The 16,548-nt window shown below is 59.4% G+C and carries 10 protein-coding genes and 3 rRNA genes; 8 read left to right on the top strand and 5 right to left on the bottom strand.

Going from position 1 to position 16,548, the window contains the following annotated elements:
- Positions 1–374 precede the first annotated feature (374 nt).
- Complete coding sequence (locus tag U0O11_RS16345) at positions 375–2,099, top strand: acetolactate synthase 3 large subunit (protein ID WP_043337225.1); 1,725 nt, start codon at positions 375–377, stop codon at positions 2,097–2,099.
- Positions 2,099–2,590 carry an acetolactate synthase small subunit gene (gene ilvN, locus U0O11_RS16340; protein ID WP_043337227.1) on the top strand — a complete coding sequence of 164 codons (492 nt, stop codon included), beginning with the start codon at positions 2,099–2,101 and terminating at the stop codon, positions 2,588–2,590. The genes U0O11_RS16345 and ilvN overlap by 1 nt, the downstream gene beginning before the upstream one ends.
- Before the next feature lie 91 nt (positions 2,591–2,681).
- Here ilvN and ilvY read toward each other — a convergent pair whose 3' ends face one another.
- Positions 2,682–3,611, bottom strand: a complete 930-nt coding sequence (gene ilvY, locus U0O11_RS16335) for an HTH-type transcriptional activator IlvY (RefSeq protein WP_279837325.1) — start codon at positions 3,609–3,611, stop codon at positions 2,682–2,684.
- Positions 3,612–3,931: 320 nt separating this feature from the next.
- Here ilvY and ilvC point away from each other — a divergent pair, with 320 nt between their 5' ends.
- From ilvC to rrf, 5 genes are all read left to right on the top strand, one after another.
- Positions 3,932–4,948, top strand: a complete 1,017-nt coding sequence (gene ilvC / locus U0O11_RS16330) for a ketol-acid reductoisomerase (RefSeq protein ID WP_043337232.1) — start codon at positions 3,932–3,934, stop codon at positions 4,946–4,948.
- Positions 4,949–5,157: 209 nt separating this feature from the next.
- Positions 5,158–6,009, top strand: a complete 852-nt coding sequence (gene pssA / locus U0O11_RS16325; RefSeq protein WP_043337235.1) for a CDP-diacylglycerol--serine O-phosphatidyltransferase — start codon at positions 5,158–5,160, stop codon at positions 6,007–6,009.
- Between the two features lie 647 nt (positions 6,010–6,656).
- Positions 6,657–8,197 (top strand): 16S ribosomal RNA (locus U0O11_RS16320).
- A 243-nt stretch (positions 8,198–8,440) separates the two neighbouring features.
- Positions 8,441–11,326, top strand: a 23S ribosomal RNA gene (locus tag U0O11_RS16315).
- Positions 11,327–11,462: 136 nt separating this feature from the next.
- A 5S ribosomal RNA gene (gene rrf / locus U0O11_RS16310) occupies positions 11,463–11,578 on the top strand.
- The 16S, 23S and 5S rRNA genes sit together here, the layout of an rRNA operon.
- A gap of 779 nt (positions 11,579–12,357) precedes the next feature.
- Here rrf and U0O11_RS16305 read toward each other — a convergent pair.
- Entirely contained in the window at positions 12,358–13,257 is a 900-nt protein-coding gene (locus tag U0O11_RS16305; protein WP_324690746.1) for a Tim44 domain-containing protein, read from the bottom strand.
- A 74-nt stretch (positions 13,258–13,331) separates the two neighbouring features.
- On the opposite strand from U0O11_RS16305, the gene U0O11_RS16300 reads away from it, so the two are divergent.
- Complete coding sequence (locus tag U0O11_RS16300; RefSeq protein WP_279837395.1) at positions 13,332–13,937, top strand: isochorismatase family protein; 606 nt, start codon at positions 13,332–13,334, stop codon at positions 13,935–13,937.
- A 27-nt stretch (positions 13,938–13,964) separates the two neighbouring features.
- On the opposite strand, the gene yaaA is transcribed toward U0O11_RS16300, so the two are convergent.
- The 3 genes from yaaA to U0O11_RS16285 form a co-directional block, all read right to left on the bottom strand.
- Positions 13,965–14,753 carry a peroxide stress protein YaaA gene (gene yaaA / locus U0O11_RS16295; RefSeq protein WP_279837396.1) on the bottom strand — a complete coding sequence of 263 codons (789 nt, stop codon included), beginning with the start codon at positions 14,751–14,753 and terminating at the stop codon, positions 13,965–13,967.
- Positions 14,754–14,860: 107 nt separating this feature from the next.
- On the bottom strand, positions 14,861–15,313 hold the full coding sequence (locus tag U0O11_RS16290) for a DMT family transporter (protein ID WP_043336565.1): 453 nt from the start codon (positions 15,311–15,313) through the stop codon (positions 14,861–14,863).
- A gap of 80 nt (positions 15,314–15,393) precedes the next feature.
- Entirely contained in the window at positions 15,394–16,425 is a 1,032-nt protein-coding gene (locus U0O11_RS16285) for an NADP(H)-dependent aldo-keto reductase (protein WP_279837397.1), read from the bottom strand.
- Positions 16,426–16,548: the final 123 nt, after the last annotated feature.

The following is a 16,548-nucleotide window of genomic DNA, read 5'->3' as shown; positions in this document are numbered from 1 at the left end:
CATTTGGCGCAGGCGGCGCACACTGGCGTAAGGTTGAGTTGACAGCCCCTTGCGGCTGTTGGACTCTTGACCATTCCTGATTGCGGGCGCGGCCATTCGGGCGACCCTCGAAGCGCCGCGTGAAGGACAGACGCTGAGTCGCTGTCCGCCTGTCAAAGGATACGCCGGTCCGGGTACGCCAACCGTACCGACCGGCCATCAGCCCCGACCGCATCCAACCGATGCGACAAGAGTGCAGGCCCTAACCGGGCCGCAGACGCCAGGGTTTGGCATCAGGTGCCGCAATTTCTGCGGTAGCGACATTCAGGTCGCACTCGATCCGGCTTGCGCATTGCCGCCGGACGCACTCGAGACCTCCAGGGGAGAATAACCAAGTGGAATTGCTTTCCGGCGCTGACATGATCGCCCGCGCCCTGCATGACGAGGGCGTGGAATATATTTACGGCTATCCCGGTGGAGCGGCGCTGCATATCTATGACGCCCTGTTCCGCCAGGACAAGGTCCAGCACATTCTGGTCCGTCACGAGCAGGCCGCGACCCACGCCGCCGATGGTTACGCGCGCGCCTCCGGCAAGCCGGGTGTGGTGCTGGTCACCTCAGGCCCGGGCGCGACCAATGCTGTCACCGGCATCGCCACGGCCTACATGGACTCGATCCCCATGGTCGTGCTGTGTGGTCAGGTCGCCAGCCACCTGATCGGTGAAGACGCCTTCCAGGAAACCGACATCGTCGGTGTGACTCGCCCGATCGTGAAGCACAGCTTCTCGATCAAGCACCCGAGCGAGATTCCCGAGGTGATCAAGAAGGCCTTCTATCTGGCCTCCAGTGGTCGCCCGGGGCCGGTCGTCATCGATATCCCGAAGGACATGACCGCCCCGACCGAACGCTATGAGTACAGCTACCCCAAGAAGGTACGCATGCGCTCCTATAGCCCGGTCACCCGTGGCCACAGCGGCCAGATCAAGAAAGCCGTCGAGCTGATGCTCAAGGCACGTCGCCCGCTGTTCTTCACCGGCGGTGGTGTGGTGTCAGGGCGTGCCAGCGAAGCGCTGACTGACCTGGTGCGCCGCCTCAACTTCCCGATCACCACCTCGCTGATGGGCATCGGTGCCTACCCGCAGGGCGATCGGCAGTGTCTGGGCTGGCCCGGCATGCACGGCTCCTACGAGTCGAACAATGCCATGCACCACACCGATCTGATCATCTGCATCGGTGCGCGCTTCGATGACCGCGTGACCAACAACACCTCGAAGTTCTGCCCGACGGCCAAGATCATCCACGTCGACATCGACCCGAGCTCGGTTTCCAAGACCGTGCGCGCCGATGTGCCGATCGTCGGTCCGGCCGATGCCGTGATCAACGAGATGATCAGCCTCGTGCAGGGTCGCGAGCTGGCCAACCCCGATGCACTGGAGGCCTGGTGGTCCCAGATCGATGGCTGGCGTGCCGAGCGTGAAGGCAAGCTGTATGAGCCGTCCGCCCCGGGTGAGCCGCTCAAGCCGCAACAGGTGGTGGAAGCCGTGCACCGTGCGACGCGTGGTGAAGCCTTCGTCGCCACCGATGTCGGTCAGCACCAGATGTTCGCCGCCCAGTACTACAAGTTCCAGCGCCCCAACCGCTGGATCACCTCCGGTGGTCTGGGCACCATGGGCTTCGGCTTCCCGGCGGCCATGGGCATCAAGATGTCCTACCCGGAAGACGATGTGGTGCTGTTCACCGGTGAGGGCAGCTTCCAGATGATGATGCAGGAGTTCTCGACCTGTAAGCAGTACGGGATCGGGGTCAAGATCATCAACCTCAACAACCAGTCGCTGGGCATGGTGCGTCAGTGGCAGGACCTGAACTACAAGTCCCGTCACTCGCATTCCTATATGGAGTCGCTGCCTGACTTCGTGCAGCTGGCGGGCGCCTATGGCTTCCGTGCCATCAAGGTGCACACGGTGGAGGAGCTCGAGCCTGCGCTGGAAGAAGCCTTCCGCAACAAGGACGAGCTGGTGTTCCTCGACATCTATGTCGACCCGCGTGAACACGTCTACCCGATGCAGGTGCCTCTCGGCTCCATGCGTGACATGCTGCTTACGAAGACGGAGCGGACCTGATGCGCCATATCATCTCCATTCTGATGGAAAACGAACCGGGCGCGCTGTCACGGGTCGTCGGCCTGTTTTCACAGCGCAACTTCAACATCGAGACCCTCAACGTGGCCCCGACCGAAGACGCGACCCTGTCCCGTCTGACCGTCACCACGGTCGGTGAAGATCGCGTCATCGAGCAGATCACCAAACACCTCAACAAGCTGGTGGATGTGGTCAAGCTGGTGGATCTCACCGAGGGCAGCCACATCGAGCGCGAGCTGATGCTGGTCAAGGTCAAGGCGCTGGGCGCCCAGCGTGACGAGATCAAGCGCACGGCGGACATCTTCCGTGCCCAGATCGTCGACATCACGCCGAGCCTCTACACCATCCAGATCACCGGCGACGGTGGCAAGCTGGATGCCTTCCTGGCGGCGATGCAGCCGGTAGGCGTGCTGGAAGTGGCACGTACCGGTGTCTCCGGCATCGCTCGCGGTGAGAAGGTGTTGAGCCTGTAAGACGGTGGTGGTGGAATCGCAAGACAAGAACGGCGCCCCTCGGGGCGCCGTTTTCGTTGCTGCGCCATTTTCGTGGGCTCGCTACCAGGTATCAGTCAGCGGGGCGCTGCGGCGAGCCGGGGAGTTGCTCCCACAACGCGCGCACCAGCGGATGTCGCAGGCGTTTTTCCTGTACGCACAGGCCGACCTTGTAGGGGGTCAGCGGCGGATCGACATCAAGGATGCGCACCTGGTCGGCCAGCGGCGAATTGTCGAGCACGATCTGCGGCACCACGCCGACCCCGAAGCCCAGTCCGACCATGCTGACGATGGCCTCGTTGCCGGCGACCTGGGCATACAGGCGCGGCTTGATGCCGCGTGTGTGGCACCAGGCATCGAAGCGCTCGCGCGCCAGGCCGGTCTCCGACAGGATCATCGGCACGCGCGTCCAGTCGATGTGGTCGTCGCCCGCCGCCGAATCGTCCGCCTCGCCGATGCCTTCCAGTTGCTGGCCGGGGCCATCACGACGCGGGGCAATGAAGCGCAGTGGCGACTCGGCGAAGTCGGTGAAGGCGAGACGGGAAGGCAGCACGTCGGGGCGCGCGGCGATCGCCAGGTCCTCGTGCCCCATCAGGACACGCTCCAATGCCACGGCGGGGTCGCCGGTATGCAGCTTGAGCTCCACATGCGGATGGCGGGCACGGAAGGTGGCCAGAATCTCGTAGAGAAAGCTGTAGCTGGCGGTCACCGAGCAATACAGGGAGAGCTCGCCGCGCAGCTCATCGCTGTCTTCCAGCAGTGACTGGCGAATGTCATCCCATTGACTCAGGAGTTCGCGAGCATGACGACGGAAGCGTTCACCCGCCGGTGTCAGCGCGACGCTGCGGTTGTCGCGTTCGAACAGGCTGACGCCCAGCTCCTCCTCCATGGCCCGGATGGCACGTGACAGGGCAGAGGCGCTCAGGTGGCAGGCAGTGCTGGCGCGCCCGAAATGTAGCGTTTCGGCGAGGGTCAGGAATTGCTTGAGTTGACGATTGTCCATGCCGGAGTCCGCTGTCGGTGAGTGCTGTAGAGGGAAATGCCTTGTGTTGCGCAATATGGCATATGATGGTGCAAATATAGCATTTTACGCAATGTTGAGGTGCAGGTAAGGTGGACTCATCGCCGCGCAGGAGGAGGACGGCAGACCTTGATCCAAGGCGCACGACCTCCCCAGGACGCAGAGCGGCCGAGACAGATGGCCGTCGGCGCTGGACACTGTCATACGCCTTTCCCTCGCGGGAAGGGTCGCAAGAACAACAGACACTCTTTCAAGATCTCACGCCATCCCGCTGACGGGGTGAGCCGCCAGGAGCAATGACGATGAAACTCTATTACGACAAGGATTGTGACCTCTCCCTCATCCAGGGCAAGAAAGTGGTCATCCTCGGTTACGGTTCCCAGGGCCACGCCCACGCGAACAACCTGAAGGAATCTGGCGTCGACGTCACCGTAGCCCTGCGTCGCTCTTCCTCCAGCTGGGCCAAGGCCGAAGCGGCTGGCCTGAAGGTTGCCGAAGTCGAGGAAGCGGTCAAGGCTGCCGACCTGGTCATGATCCTGGCGCCGGACGAGAACCAGAAGGCCATCTACGAGAACCAGGTGGAACCGAACCTGAAGCAGGGCGCGACCCTGGCCTTCGCTCACGGCTTCAACGTCCACTACAACCAGGTCGTTCCGCGTGCTGACCTCGACGTCATCATGATCGCGCCGAAGGCACCGGGTCACACCGTGCGTTCCGAGTTCGTGAAGGGCGGCGGTATCCCGGACCTGATCGCCATCCACCAGGATGCGACTGGCCAGGCCAAGGACATCGCACTGTCCTACGCGGCAGGCGTCGGCGGCGGTCGTACCGGCATCATCGAGACCACCTTCAAGGACGAGACCGAAACCGATCTGTTCGGTGAGCAGGCTGTCCTGTGTGGTGGCGCGGTCGAGCTGGTCAAGATGGGCTTCGAGACCCTGACCGAAGCGGGCTACGCACCGGAAATGGCCTACTTCGAGTGTCTGCACGAGCTCAAGCTGATCGTCGACCTGATGTACGAAGGCGGCATCGCCAACATGAACTACTCCATCTCCAACAATGCGGAGTATGGCGAGTACGTGACCGGCACCGAAGTCATCAACGAGCAGTCCCGTGTCGCCATGCGCAATGCACTCAAGCGCATCCAGAGCGGTGAATACGCCAAGATGTTCATCCAGGAAGGCAACACCAACTACCCGTCCATGACGGCCCGTCGTCGCCAGAACGCCGAGCATCCGATCGAGCAGACTGGTGAGAAGCTGCGCGGCATGATGCCGTGGATCACTGCCAACCAGCTGGTCGACAAGTCACGCAACTGATCCTGCCTATTGGATCCGGCGTGAAATGAGCGGGGCGCTCTCCATCAGGAGGGCGCCCCGCTTGCGTTGTTGCTCTATAAGCGCTATCGAATGGGAGAGGGAAGTGACAGTCGACGGTGAGGCCGCTAGGGTGTCACCACTATTCGCGCTCATTGGCAGGTGTAGAATGTGGTTACCCTGCCACGACGAGGCATGATGCAAGGAATCCCATGACTGACGAAAATCGACATCCCGGCGCAGAAGAAGCCCCCGAAGCACAGACACGCCGCAGCAGTTCAGTGCTGGACAAGGTAGTGGAGGAGTTCACCGACGACAGCGAAGTCGTGGAAGAAGCCATCGAGGACGGCAAGCCCGTTCGTCGGCGTGGTATCTATCTGCTGCCCAACCTGTTCACCACCTCCGCGCTGTTCTCCGGCTTCTTCGCTGTGGTGTGTGCGCTGAACGGGGAGTTTGCCAACGCCTCCATCGCCATCTTCGTCTCGATGGTGCTCGACGGCCTGGACGGTCGTGTGGCGCGCCTGACCAACACCCAGAGCGCCTTCGGTGCCGAGTACGACAGCCTCGCGGACATGCTGTCCTTCGGCGTGGCGCCGGCGCTGGTCACCTTCAGCTGGATTCTGCAGGATGTCGGCAAGATCGGCTGGATCGCCGCCTTCGTCTACGTGGCAGGCGCTGCGCTGCGTCTGGCGCGCTTCAACGTCCAGATCGGCTCCACCGACAAGAAGTGGTTCATCGGTCTGCCGAGTCCGGCAGCGGCGGCACTCGTGGCCGGCTGCGTATGGACCATGCACAACTTCGACGCCGAGACCTTCGCCTTCAAGTCGCTGATGGTCTTCGTGGTCGCGGCTGCCGGTATCCTGATGGTGTCGAATATCCGCTACTACAGCTTCAAGGAAATCGACCTCAAGGGGCCGGTACCCTTCGTGGCGCTGCTCGCCATCGTGCTGGCCTTCGTGGTCATCTCGCTGGAGCCGTCCGTGATGCTGCTGGGCCTGTTCGGTTGCTATGTCGCCAGTGGCCCGATCATGGCGCTGGGGCGCAAGCTGCGCGGTAACAAGTAAGCGTCAGCTGTCAGCAGTGTGATGATCGATATTCGGCCCCGCCATTCCTGGCGGGGCCGAATGCGTTTCTGGCCGGGGGAAGATGTCAGCAAGCAACGGCGCGACGAGGACAAGAAGAACAGAGAAGCAGTATGAGGAGGGGAGAGAAAGGCAGAGCAGAGATGTCACCCGTATGTCCCGAGAATGACAATCTCTTGAAAAAGCCCTTGCCCTCACGGCGGTTCGTGCGTAAAGTACGCATCCGCTGCCGGGGACGCATGGCGTTACCAGCGGTGAAAGAGGTTTGCAGGTGATTGTTTTGCTTGATGTTTTTGAGGTCCGCTTCGATATCATCGGTTGACAATCCCGGGCGATTCGCTAGAATACGCCGCACTCCTTACGGAACAGGTGATCGAGCAACGCTCCTCACCGCTTGATGATGCTTAGAGGCAGTCGACTGACTCATCATCAAGTGCTTGACTTCTCAAGCGTTCCGGGTAGAATATGCCTCCTCGCTTAACAGCGACGCTCTTTAAAAATTTGATCAGGTAATTCGTGTGAGCGCTTGCCGATGAGTGGTGACAAGGTCACCAAATATCGGAGCAAGCCTCTCACGAGAAGTTTGACTCTGAACCAAGTTTGGTCTGCTTAACAGACTATCAAGCTTTCAACTGAAGAGTTTGATCATGGCTCAGATTGAACGCTGGCGGCAGGCTTAACACATGCAAGTCGAGCGGAAACGATCCTAGCTTGCTAGGAGGCGTCGAGCGGCGGACGGGTGAGTAATGCATGGGAATCTGCCCGATAGTGGGGGACAACCTGGGGAAACTCAGGCTAATACCGCATACGTCCTACGGGAGAAAGCAGGGGATCTTCGGACCTTGCGCTATCGGATGAGCCCATGTCGGATTAGCTTGTTGGTGAGGTAATGGCTCACCAAGGCGACGATCCGTAGCTGGTCTGAGAGGATGATCAGCCACACTGGGACTGAGACACGGCCCAGACTCCTACGGGAGGCAGCAGTGGGGAATATTGGACAATGGGCGAAAGCCTGATCCAGCCATGCCGCGTGTGTGAAGAAGGCCTTCGGGTTGTAAAGCACTTTCAGCGAGGAAGAACGCCTTGGGATTAATACTCCCGAGGAAAGACATCACTCGCAGAAGAAGCACCGGCTAACTCCGTGCCAGCAGCCGCGGTAATACGGAGGGTGCAAGCGTTAATCGGAATTACTGGGCGTAAAGCGCGCGTAGGTGGCTAAGTCAGCCAGGTGTGAAAGCCCCGGGCTCAACCTGGGAACGGCATCTGGAACTGCTTGGCTAGAGTGCAGGAGAGGAAGGTAGAATTCCCGGTGTAGCGGTGAAATGCGTAGAGATCGGGAGGAATACCAGTGGCGAAGGCGGCCTTCTGGACTGACACTGACACTGAGGTGCGAAAGCGTGGGTAGCAAACAGGATTAGATACCCTGGTAGTCCACGCCGTAAACGATGTCAACTAGCCGTTGGGTCCCTTGAGGACTTAGTGGCGCAGCTAACGCAATAAGTTGACCGCCTGGGGAGTACGGCCGCAAGGTTAAAACTCAAATGAATTGACGGGGGCCCGCACAAGCGGTGGAGCATGTGGTTTAATTCGATGCAACGCGAAGAACCTTACCTACCCTTGACATCCAGAGGACTTTCCAGAGATGGATTGGTGCCTTCGGGAACTCTGAGACAGGTGCTGCATGGCTGTCGTCAGCTCGTGTTGTGAAATGTTGGGTTAAGTCCCGTAACGAGCGCAACCCCTATCCTTATTTGCCAGCGAGTAATGTCGGGAACTCTAAGGAGACTGCCGGTGACAAACCGGAGGAAGGTGGGGACGACGTCAAGTCATCATGGCCCTTACGGGTAGGGCTACACACGTGCTACAATGGCAAGTACAAAGGGTTGCAATACTGCGAAGTGGAGCCAATCCCATAAAGCTTGCCTCAGTCCGGATTGGAGTCTGCAACTCGACTCCATGAAGTCGGAATCGCTAGTAATCGTGGATCAGAATGCCACGGTGAATACGTTCCCGGGCCTTGTACACACCGCCCGTCACACCATGGGAGTGGACTGCACCAGAAGTGGTTAGCCTAACCTTCGGGAGGGCGATCACCACGGTGTGGTTCATGACTGGGGTGAAGTCGTAACAAGGTAGCCCTAGGGGAACCTGGGGCTGGATCACCTCCTTATCGACACTGTCTACTGCTCGCGGCAAGTGCTCACAACGAATTACCTGATCTTATTGCTGGCTTAGCCGGCAGTGGCAAGCGTGCTCATCAGAGCGCGCTTCTCACTGTTCTCTGAACAGCCGCTCTTTAACAATGTGAATCATGCTGACGATAGATGTGTGCGCCAAGCGCATGTCTATCAAAACGATATGTCGGAGAGGTCCGACAGATTCGTAATCCTTGACAGACCCCTTGGGGTTATATGGTCAAGCGATTAAGCGCATACGGTGGATGCCTTGGCAGCCAGAGGCGATGAAGGACGTGATAGCCTGCGATAAGCGTTGGCGAGGTGGCAAATACCCTGCGACCCAACGATTTCCGAATGGGGAAACCCACTCACCATCAGGTGAGTATCTATAGGCCAATACATAACCTATAGAGGCAAACCCGGGGAACTGAAACATCTAAGTACCCGGAGGAAAAGAAATCAACCGAGATTCCCCAAGTAGCGGCGAGCGAACGGGGACCAGCCCTTAAGCGTGACAACTGACAGACGAACAAGCTGGGAAGCTTGACGATACAGGGTGATAGTCCCGTAGTCGAAGTCTGAGTCACGTGAAATCGAGTAGGTCGGGGCACGAGAAACCTTGACTGAACATGGGGGGACCATCCTCCAAGGCTAAATACTCCTGGCTGACCGATAGTGAACCAGTACCGTGAGGGAAAGGCGAAAAGAACCCCGGCGAGGGGAGTGAAATAGATCCTGAAACCGTATGCGTACAAGCAGTGGGAGCACCTTCGTGGTGTGACCGCGTACCTTTTGTATAATGGGTCAGCGACTTATATTCTGTGGCGAGCTTAACCGTATAGGGGAGGCGTAGGGAAACCGAGTCTTAACTGGGCGACCAGTCGCAGGGTATAGACCCGAAACCGGGCGATCTATCCATGGCCAGGGTGAAGATTGAGTAACATCAATTGGAGGCCCGAACCCAAGTATGTTGAAAAATGCTGGGATGAGCTGTGGATCGGAGTGAAAGGCTAATCAAGCCCGGAGATAGCTGGTTCTCCTCGAAAGCTATTTAGGTAGCGCCTCACGTATCACCGCTGGGGGTAGAGCACTGTTTCGGCTAGGGGGTCATCCCGACTTACCAACCCGAGGCAAACTCCGAATACCAGTGAGTGCAGCGTGGGAGACACACAGCGGGTGCTAACGTCCGTTGTGAAAAGGGAAACAACCCAGACCGTCAGCTAAGGTCCCAAAATCCTGATTAAGTGGGAAACGATGTGGGAAGGCTCAGACAGCTAGGAGGTTGGCTTAGAAGCAGCCATCCTTTAAAGAAAGCGTAATAGCTCACTAGTCGAGTCGGCCTGCGCGGAAGATATAACGGGGCTAAATCAGGTACCGAAGCTACGGGTTCATCCTCTGGATGAGCGGTAGAGGAGCGTCGTGTAAGCCAATGAAGGTGGATTGAGAAGTCTGCTGGAGGTATCACGAGTGCGAATGCTGACATGAGTAACGATAAGGGGAGTGAAAAACTCCCCCGCCGGAAGACCAAGGTTTTCTGTTCTACGTTAATCGGAGCAGAGTGAGTCGGCCCCTAAGGCGAGGCGGAAACGCGTAGTCGATGGGAAACGGGTTAATATTCCCGTACCGGATGTGGTTGCGATGGGGGGACGAAGAAGGCTAGGTGAGCCAGGCGTTGGTTGTCCTGGTGAAAGCATGTAGGCCGAGGAATCAGGCAAATCCGGTTCCTCTGAGGTCGAGATGCGAGACGAACTGACCACGGTCAGGAAGTCATCGATGCCACGCTTCCAGGAAAAGCCTCTAAGCTTCAGATCACATGCGACCGTACCCCAAACCGACACAGGTGGTCAGGTAGAGAATACCAAGGCGCTTGAGAGAACTCGGGTGAAGGAACTAGGCAAAATGGCACCGTAACTTCGGGAGAAGGTGCACCGGTTCGAGTGAAGGACTTGCTCCGTAAGCTCTTACCGGTCGAAGATACCAGGTGGCTGCAACTGTTTATTAAAAACACAGCACTCTGCAAACGCGCAAGCGGACGTATAGGGTGTGACGCCTGCCCGGTGCCGGAAGGTTAATTGATGGGGTTAGCTCACGCGAAGCTCTTGATCGAAGCCCCGGTAAACGGCGGCCGTAACTATAACGGTCCTAAGGTAGCGAAATTCCTTGTCGGGTAAGTTCCGACCTGCACGAATGGCGTAATGATGGCCACGCTGTCTCCACCCGAGACTCAGTGAAATTGAAATCGCAGTGAAGATGCTGTGTACCCGCGGCTAGACGGAAAGACCCCGTGAACCTTTACTATAGCTTTACACTGGATGCTGATGTTGTCTGTGTAGGATAGCTGGGAGGCTTTGAAACCACGTCGCCAGATGCGGTGGAGCCAACCTTGAAATACCAGCCTGACATCATTGGCGTTCTAACTCAGGTCCGTTATCCGGATCGAGGACAGTGTATGGTGGGTAGTTTGACTGGGGCGGTCTCCTCCTAAAGAGTAACGGAGGAGCACGAAGGTACCCTCAGCACGGTTGGAAATCGTGCATTGAGTGCAAGAGCATAAGGGTGCTTGACTGCGAGACAGACACGTCGAGCAGGTACGAAAGTAGGTTCTAGTGATCCGGTGGTTCTGTATGGAAGGGCCATCGCTCAACGGATAAAAGGTACTCCGGGGATAACAGGCTGATACCGCCCAAGAGTTCACATCGACGGCGGTGTTTGGCACCTCGATGTCGGCTCATCACATCCTGGGGCTGAAGTCGGTCCCAAGGGTATGGCTGTTCGCCATTTAAAGTGGTACGCGAGCTGGGTTTAGAACGTCGTGAGACAGTTCGGTCCCTATCTGCCGTGGGCGTCGGAAGTTTGAGAAGAGCTGCTCCTAGTACGAGAGGACCGGAGTGGACGAACCTCTGGTGTTCGGGTTGTCATGCCAATGGCATTGCCCGGTAGCTACGTTCGGACGGGATAACCGCTGAAAGCATCTAAGCGGGAAGCCCCCTTCAAGATGAGACTTCCCTGAGGCCTTGCGCCTCCTGAAGGGCCCTTGAAGACTACAAGGTTGATAGGCTGGGTGTGGAAGCACAGCAATGTGTTGAGCTAACCAGTACTAATTGCCCGTGAGGCTTGACCATATAACACCCAAGGGGTTTGCGCAGGCAAACTCCGGGATTGCGACAGGATCGAGACATATCGGTCAGCATGATTCATATTGCGAGTCACGAGGCCACAAACCTTGGGACTCAGGCATCGCAAGATGCCACCGTTTCGCCTGACGACCATAGCGAGCGTGAACCACCCGATCCCATGCCGAACTCGGAAGTGAAACCGCTTAGCGCCGATGGTAGTGTGGAGTTTCTCCATGTGAGAGTAGGTCATCGTCAGGCACTTATCCCGAACCGCCCCTGTAGCCTTGCTGCAGGGGCGGTTCTCTTTGTGGTGAGAAAAGTTGTGCTCAGGAAAATTGGCGCGTAAAAAGCCCATGGATGGCCACCTCATGGGAGGCCTGTACCAAGGGCGGTCATGAAAAGCTCGTCAGGCACTTGTCCTGCACCGCCCCTGTCGCCTTGCTGCAGGGGCGGTGCTGTCTGTGGCAGTGCATAGGGGGGCAAGGTGCCCTGCTGAGGAAGGGAAGCGCACAGAGATCCGCCTGTGGACAACCGGAATCTGGGAGTGGCGCCTGAATTATCCACAAGGGCTTGTCGAGCACGAGGAGTTTCCAGGAGTAGGCAAGCCTTGCTGAAACCATGGGTACAGCCGACTGATGGTGGGGGCTGATCAGGCGTCGCGGGTTCTGCACCTCAGGGTTGCTCATGTTTTTTACGGTCAGGCTGAACTAAAGCTCAATCGGCGACTCTGAGTATGTGAGTTTCGACGTTCCCTTGCTTAGAAACTTGTCTGTGCTATCCCATCAGCAGACTTTTTGCGATCTGGCGCTCCTGCCTTGCAGTCGAGCAGCCTATCCGCCGGTCACTTCCCCAGTGGCCGGTTTTTTTATGCCTGTCATTCGGGCGATGCCTTTGTGGTCTTCGGTGAACTGTTGCGAAGGCTCCGGTGACCTTCTGCAGCGAGACACAAAAAAGCGGCCGGATGAGTGATCATCCGGCCGCTTTGGCATCTGATGTGGCCCTCACGGAGTGAAGGTCACATCAGAGAGAGGAGCGTCTTAGCTGTTCTGCTCGATGCCCTGGATGTGCCAATCGGCGCCATCACGCAGCTCACGGACCAGGTGCCAGGTCTCGTTGAACTCGTTCTGCTCGCCATTTTCATCCAGCACGCCGTGGAACAGGACCGTCGCTTCCGCCTGCTTGCCAATCTCCTGCACGCTGCCCAGTTCAGCAAACAGACGCACGATCTCGGTACGGTTGTTGGCCGGTTGCTGAGCGCGCTCTTCACGCAGCAGATTGTAGAGCTCTGGCGTGACGTACTCCTGAATGCGCGGCAGGTCGTTGTTGTCCCAGGCGCGCTGCAGCGTCATGAAGTGTTCCTTGGCGCCGCCGAGGAACTGCTCCTTGTCGAACCAGGCCGGTTCGCTGGTAGGGGCACCGCCCGTCAGGCCTGCCCCGATACCACCGGCCGGAGCCAGCGACTCGCCTTGCGCCTGATGCGCTTCACGCGCCTGCACATTGCGCGGCTGGTCATCGTGGCGTGTAGAGGAACCACCACCACTACCTGCCGGCCCGCCGCTCGCCATGGCGGCCTTCTTGCGCGCGCTGAGGAACTTGAAGGCGATGAAGGCGATCACCGCGATGATCAGGAAGTCTGTCATGCGCAGACCATCGAAGGCGCCGCCGAAGAACAGCGATGCCAGCAGGCCGCCTGCCAACAGGCCTGCCAGAGGTCCGGCAAACTTGGACAGGCCGCTGGAGGGCTTGGACTTCGCTGCGGTGCTGCTGTTGGTGGTCTTGTTGCTACCAAACAGTGAGCTGGAGGATTTTCCGCTGTCAGCGGATCGTGAGTAGCTACCGAAACTCTTGCCGCCGCCGAGGCGCTTGGCCTCTGCGTGTTCGACGCTCAGACCGAAGCCGAGCAAGCCGACCATCAGCATGATGAACAGATGGCGCATGTGGGATCTCCTTGGATGCGCTAGCGTGTAAGTGGAAGCTCCATTCTAGCCTTAGAATCGTCGTGGGAGGACCAATGGACGACGAAAAGTCTCAACACCTGATGGCGAGGCGATCATTGTTGTTGCTGATCGATTTCCAGGCTCGCCTGATGCCGGTTCTGAGTGGCGGAACCGAGGCCATCAACAGTGCCATCTGGCTGGGCGGAATCGCCCAGGCGCTGGAAATTCCCGTCTGGCTGACCGAGCACTGCCCCGACAAGTTGGGCGCGAGTGCTCCGATGACGCATCTACTGAATGAGCGCACCCGCTGCTTCACCAAGCGCAGTTTCAGTGCGCTGGATGCGCAGGACTTTCGCAAGGCATTGGAGCAGAGTGGCTGTGACCAGTTGGTGGTGTGTGGTGCCGAGGCGCACGTCTGTGTGATGCAGACCGTGCTGTCCCTGTGTGGCGCAGGCTATCGAGTGGCGCTGGTCGCCGATGGTGTCGCCAGCCGCCGCCCGCGGGAGGCGGCGCTGGGAGTGGCCCGCTGCGAGGCAGCGGGCGCCAGTATCGTCAGTGCCGAGATGGTGGCGTATGAATGGCTTGGGTGTGCAGATCACGTCCTGTTCGGCAATATTCATCGCCGTTACCTCAAACCGCGTGCCGCAGAACATCTGACTTTCCCGGGGCTGGGCGAATGAGGCGTTAAGTGACCCGCCGGTCACGTATCAGGCGCGTACCGCGTCGGCCTCACTGCGCGTGAAGACCAGCGTATCGCCCTCAGAGGCGGCATTGGAGAAGCGATAACCGGCCACGTCGAAGTCCTTGAGGTCCTCGGCTGTCTCGATATCGTGCTTGAGCATCCAGGCGCTCATCAGGCCGCGCGCACGCTTGGCGTAGAAGCTGATGATCTTGGACTGGCCATTCTTCTCGTCCTTGAACACCGGCGTCACGATGCGGTGGCGGAACGCCTTGGCATCGATGGCCTTGAAGTATTCATTGGAGGCCAGGTTGACCAGTATCGGCGTGCCGCTGTCTTCCACCGCCTGCTCCAGTGCCGGAGTCAGCGTCTTGCGCCAGTAGGCGTAGAGGTCCTTGCCGGCCGGGTTGCTCAGACGCGTGCCCATCTCGAGACGGTACGGCTGGATGAGGTCCAGCGGGCGCAGCAGCCCATAGAGGCCGGAGAGAATGCGCAGCTTGTGTTGTGCGCGTTCAAAATCTTCCTCGCTGAACGAATCCGCCGCCATGCCCTGATAGACGTCCCCCTGGAAGGCCAGCACCGCCTGTTTGGCGTTATCCGGCGTGAAGGGCGGCTGCCATTCCTGGAAGCGAGCGGCATTGAGGCCGGCCAGCTTGTCGGAGAGCTTCATCAGGCTTGCGATGTCCTGCGGCGACTGTTCGCGCAGGATGTCGATCAGCGGTTGAGCCTGCTCGAGAAAATCGGGTTGGCTATGACGGGAGGTCACGGGGGCGCTGTCGAAATCCAGCGATTTGGCGGGCGAAATCACACTCAGCATGTAGACCTCCTGGCAGGGAAAGGTCTCAGTATATCAGGCAGACAAGATGGCCCCGAGTCCGCCAGGACTATCGGGGCCATAGATTGCACTGCGTGACGCCAGAGGCATCAATAGCGGCGGATCAGGAAGACCCCCGCGAACAGCAGCAACACGCCTGCCACGCGCCCCAGCGAAAGGTCATGCTGCGGGAAGGTCGCCCAGCCGAAGTGGTCCAGCACTACCGAGGCCGTCAGCTGCCCCGCCAGAAAGGTCGCCATCATGGTGGCAGCGCCCAGCTTGGGCACCAGTATCACGCTGGCCGCGACGAAGAAGGCGCCCAGCAGACCGCCGGTCCAGCTCCACCAGGGGGCTGCCTTGAGGGCACCGACGCCCGGCATGGGCAGGCGCATGGCCAGCACGATGACGACCAGCGCGATCGAGCCGACCACGAAGCTGACCATGGCAGCCATGAGCGAACTGTGGGTCTGCAGGGCCAGCGTGGAATTGACGCCAGCTTGAATCGGCATCATGGCACCGGCGGCGACAGCCATGAGGATCATGCTCAATTCAGCGGGATTCATGAGGGGTCCTTGGTCACGAGCAGGCCGGTCATGATGACCGGCCTGTCGGGGTTGTGTATCCGTTACGGGTCAGTGGCGATTCAGGGGCACGGGTTGGGCGCGGTGTTGTGGATCATCTCGATCTCGGCCAGCACTTCCTCGCTCAGCTCCACCTCGAGGCTTTTGATGTTGCTTTCCAGCTGGGTCATCGTCGTGGCACCGATGATGTTGCTGGTCAGGAACGGGCGAGTGTTGACGAAGGCGAGGGCCATCTGGGCCGGGTTCAGGCCGTGACGACGCGCGATGTCCACGTAGCAGGCAATGACGTGCTGAGCCGGCTCGGCGTTGTAGCGCTGGAAGCGCTCGAACAGCGTCAGGCGAGCGCCTTCCGGACGGGCGCCGTCCAGATACTTGCCGGACAGGGTGCCGAAGGCCAGCGGCGAGTAGGCCAGCAGGCCGACATCTTCGCGGTGCGCGAATTCGGCCAGGCCCACTTCGAAGCTGCGGTTGACCAGGTTGTACGGGTTCTGGACGCTGGCCACGCGCGGCAGGTTCAGGCGCTCGGCCAGATTCAGGCACTGCATCACGCCCCACGGCGTCTCGTTGGACAGGCCGACGGCGCGAATCTTGCCGGCGGTGACCAGCTCGCCGAGTGCCGACAGGCTTTCTTCCAGCGGCGTCATGTCTTCCTCTTCGGTCGGCTGGTAGCCCAGCTTGCCGAAGAAGTTGGTCTTGCGGTCCGGCCAATGCAGCTGATAGAGGTCGATGTAATCGGTGCCCAGGCGACGCAGGTTGTCGTCACAGGCGGCGATGATCTGCTCACGCGTCAGGCGCGAACCACCGCGCAGGTAATCCATGCCCGGGCCGGTGACCTTGGTGGCGATCTTGACCTGATCACGATTGCCGCGTGCCGCCAGCCAGCTGCCGACGTATTCCTCGGTACGGCCCTGGGTCTCGCCATTCGGGGGCACCGGGTACATCTCGGCGGTATCGATGAAATCGATGCCAGCGTCGAGCGCGCGGTCCAGCTGCTGGTGGGCATCGGCTTCGCTGTTCTGCTCGCCGAAGGTCATGGTGCCAAGGCATAGCAGACTGACGTCGATGCCAGTACGGCCAAGAGCTCTACGTTGCATGCAGGATTCCCCTATCGGGTAGGTGTCAATATTGCGGGCAGGACGAGTGCTTCCAGCACGCGCGTGGCGCGCGGTTCGCGCGCGTACTTTACCCCAAGGATCGCGCACATATTAGCAGCGTAA

The sequence above is a fragment of the Cobetia sp. D5 genome (assembly GCF_035666195.1).
Lineage (GTDB): Bacteria > Pseudomonadota > Gammaproteobacteria > Pseudomonadales > Halomonadaceae > Cobetia > Cobetia amphilecti.
The sequence above is the reverse complement of the archived record's forward strand: the minus strand, read 5'-3'. Positions and strand labels throughout refer to the sequence as shown.

What these genes read in the sequence shown, in the direction of transcription:
- ilvN (WP_043337227.1), top strand. Translation starts at nt 2,099, where the DNA reads ATGCGCCATATCATCTCCATTCTGATGGAAAACGAACCGGGCGCGCTG.
- ilvY (WP_279837325.1), bottom strand. Translation starts at nt 3,611, where the DNA reads ATGGACAATCGTCAACTCAAGCAATTCCTGACCCTCGCCGAAACGCTA.
- ilvC (WP_043337232.1), top strand. Translation starts at nt 3,932, where the DNA reads ATGAAACTCTATTACGACAAGGATTGTGACCTCTCCCTCATCCAGGGC.
- pssA (WP_043337235.1), top strand. Translation starts at nt 5,158, where the DNA reads ATGACTGACGAAAATCGACATCCCGGCGCAGAAGAAGCCCCCGAAGCA.
- U0O11_RS16305 (WP_324690746.1), bottom strand. Translation starts at nt 13,257, where the DNA reads ATGCGCCATCTGTTCATCATGCTGATGGTCGGCTTGCTCGGCTTCGGT.
- U0O11_RS16300 (WP_279837395.1), top strand. Translation starts at nt 13,332, where the DNA reads ATGGACGACGAAAAGTCTCAACACCTGATGGCGAGGCGATCATTGTTG.
- yaaA (WP_279837396.1), bottom strand. Translation starts at nt 14,753, where the DNA reads ATGCTGAGTGTGATTTCGCCCGCCAAATCGCTGGATTTCGACAGCGCC.
- U0O11_RS16290 (WP_043336565.1), bottom strand. Translation starts at nt 15,313, where the DNA reads ATGAATCCCGCTGAATTGAGCATGATCCTCATGGCTGTCGCCGCCGGT.
- U0O11_RS16285 (WP_279837397.1), bottom strand. Translation starts at nt 16,425, where the DNA reads ATGCAACGTAGAGCTCTTGGCCGTACTGGCATCGACGTCAGTCTGCTA.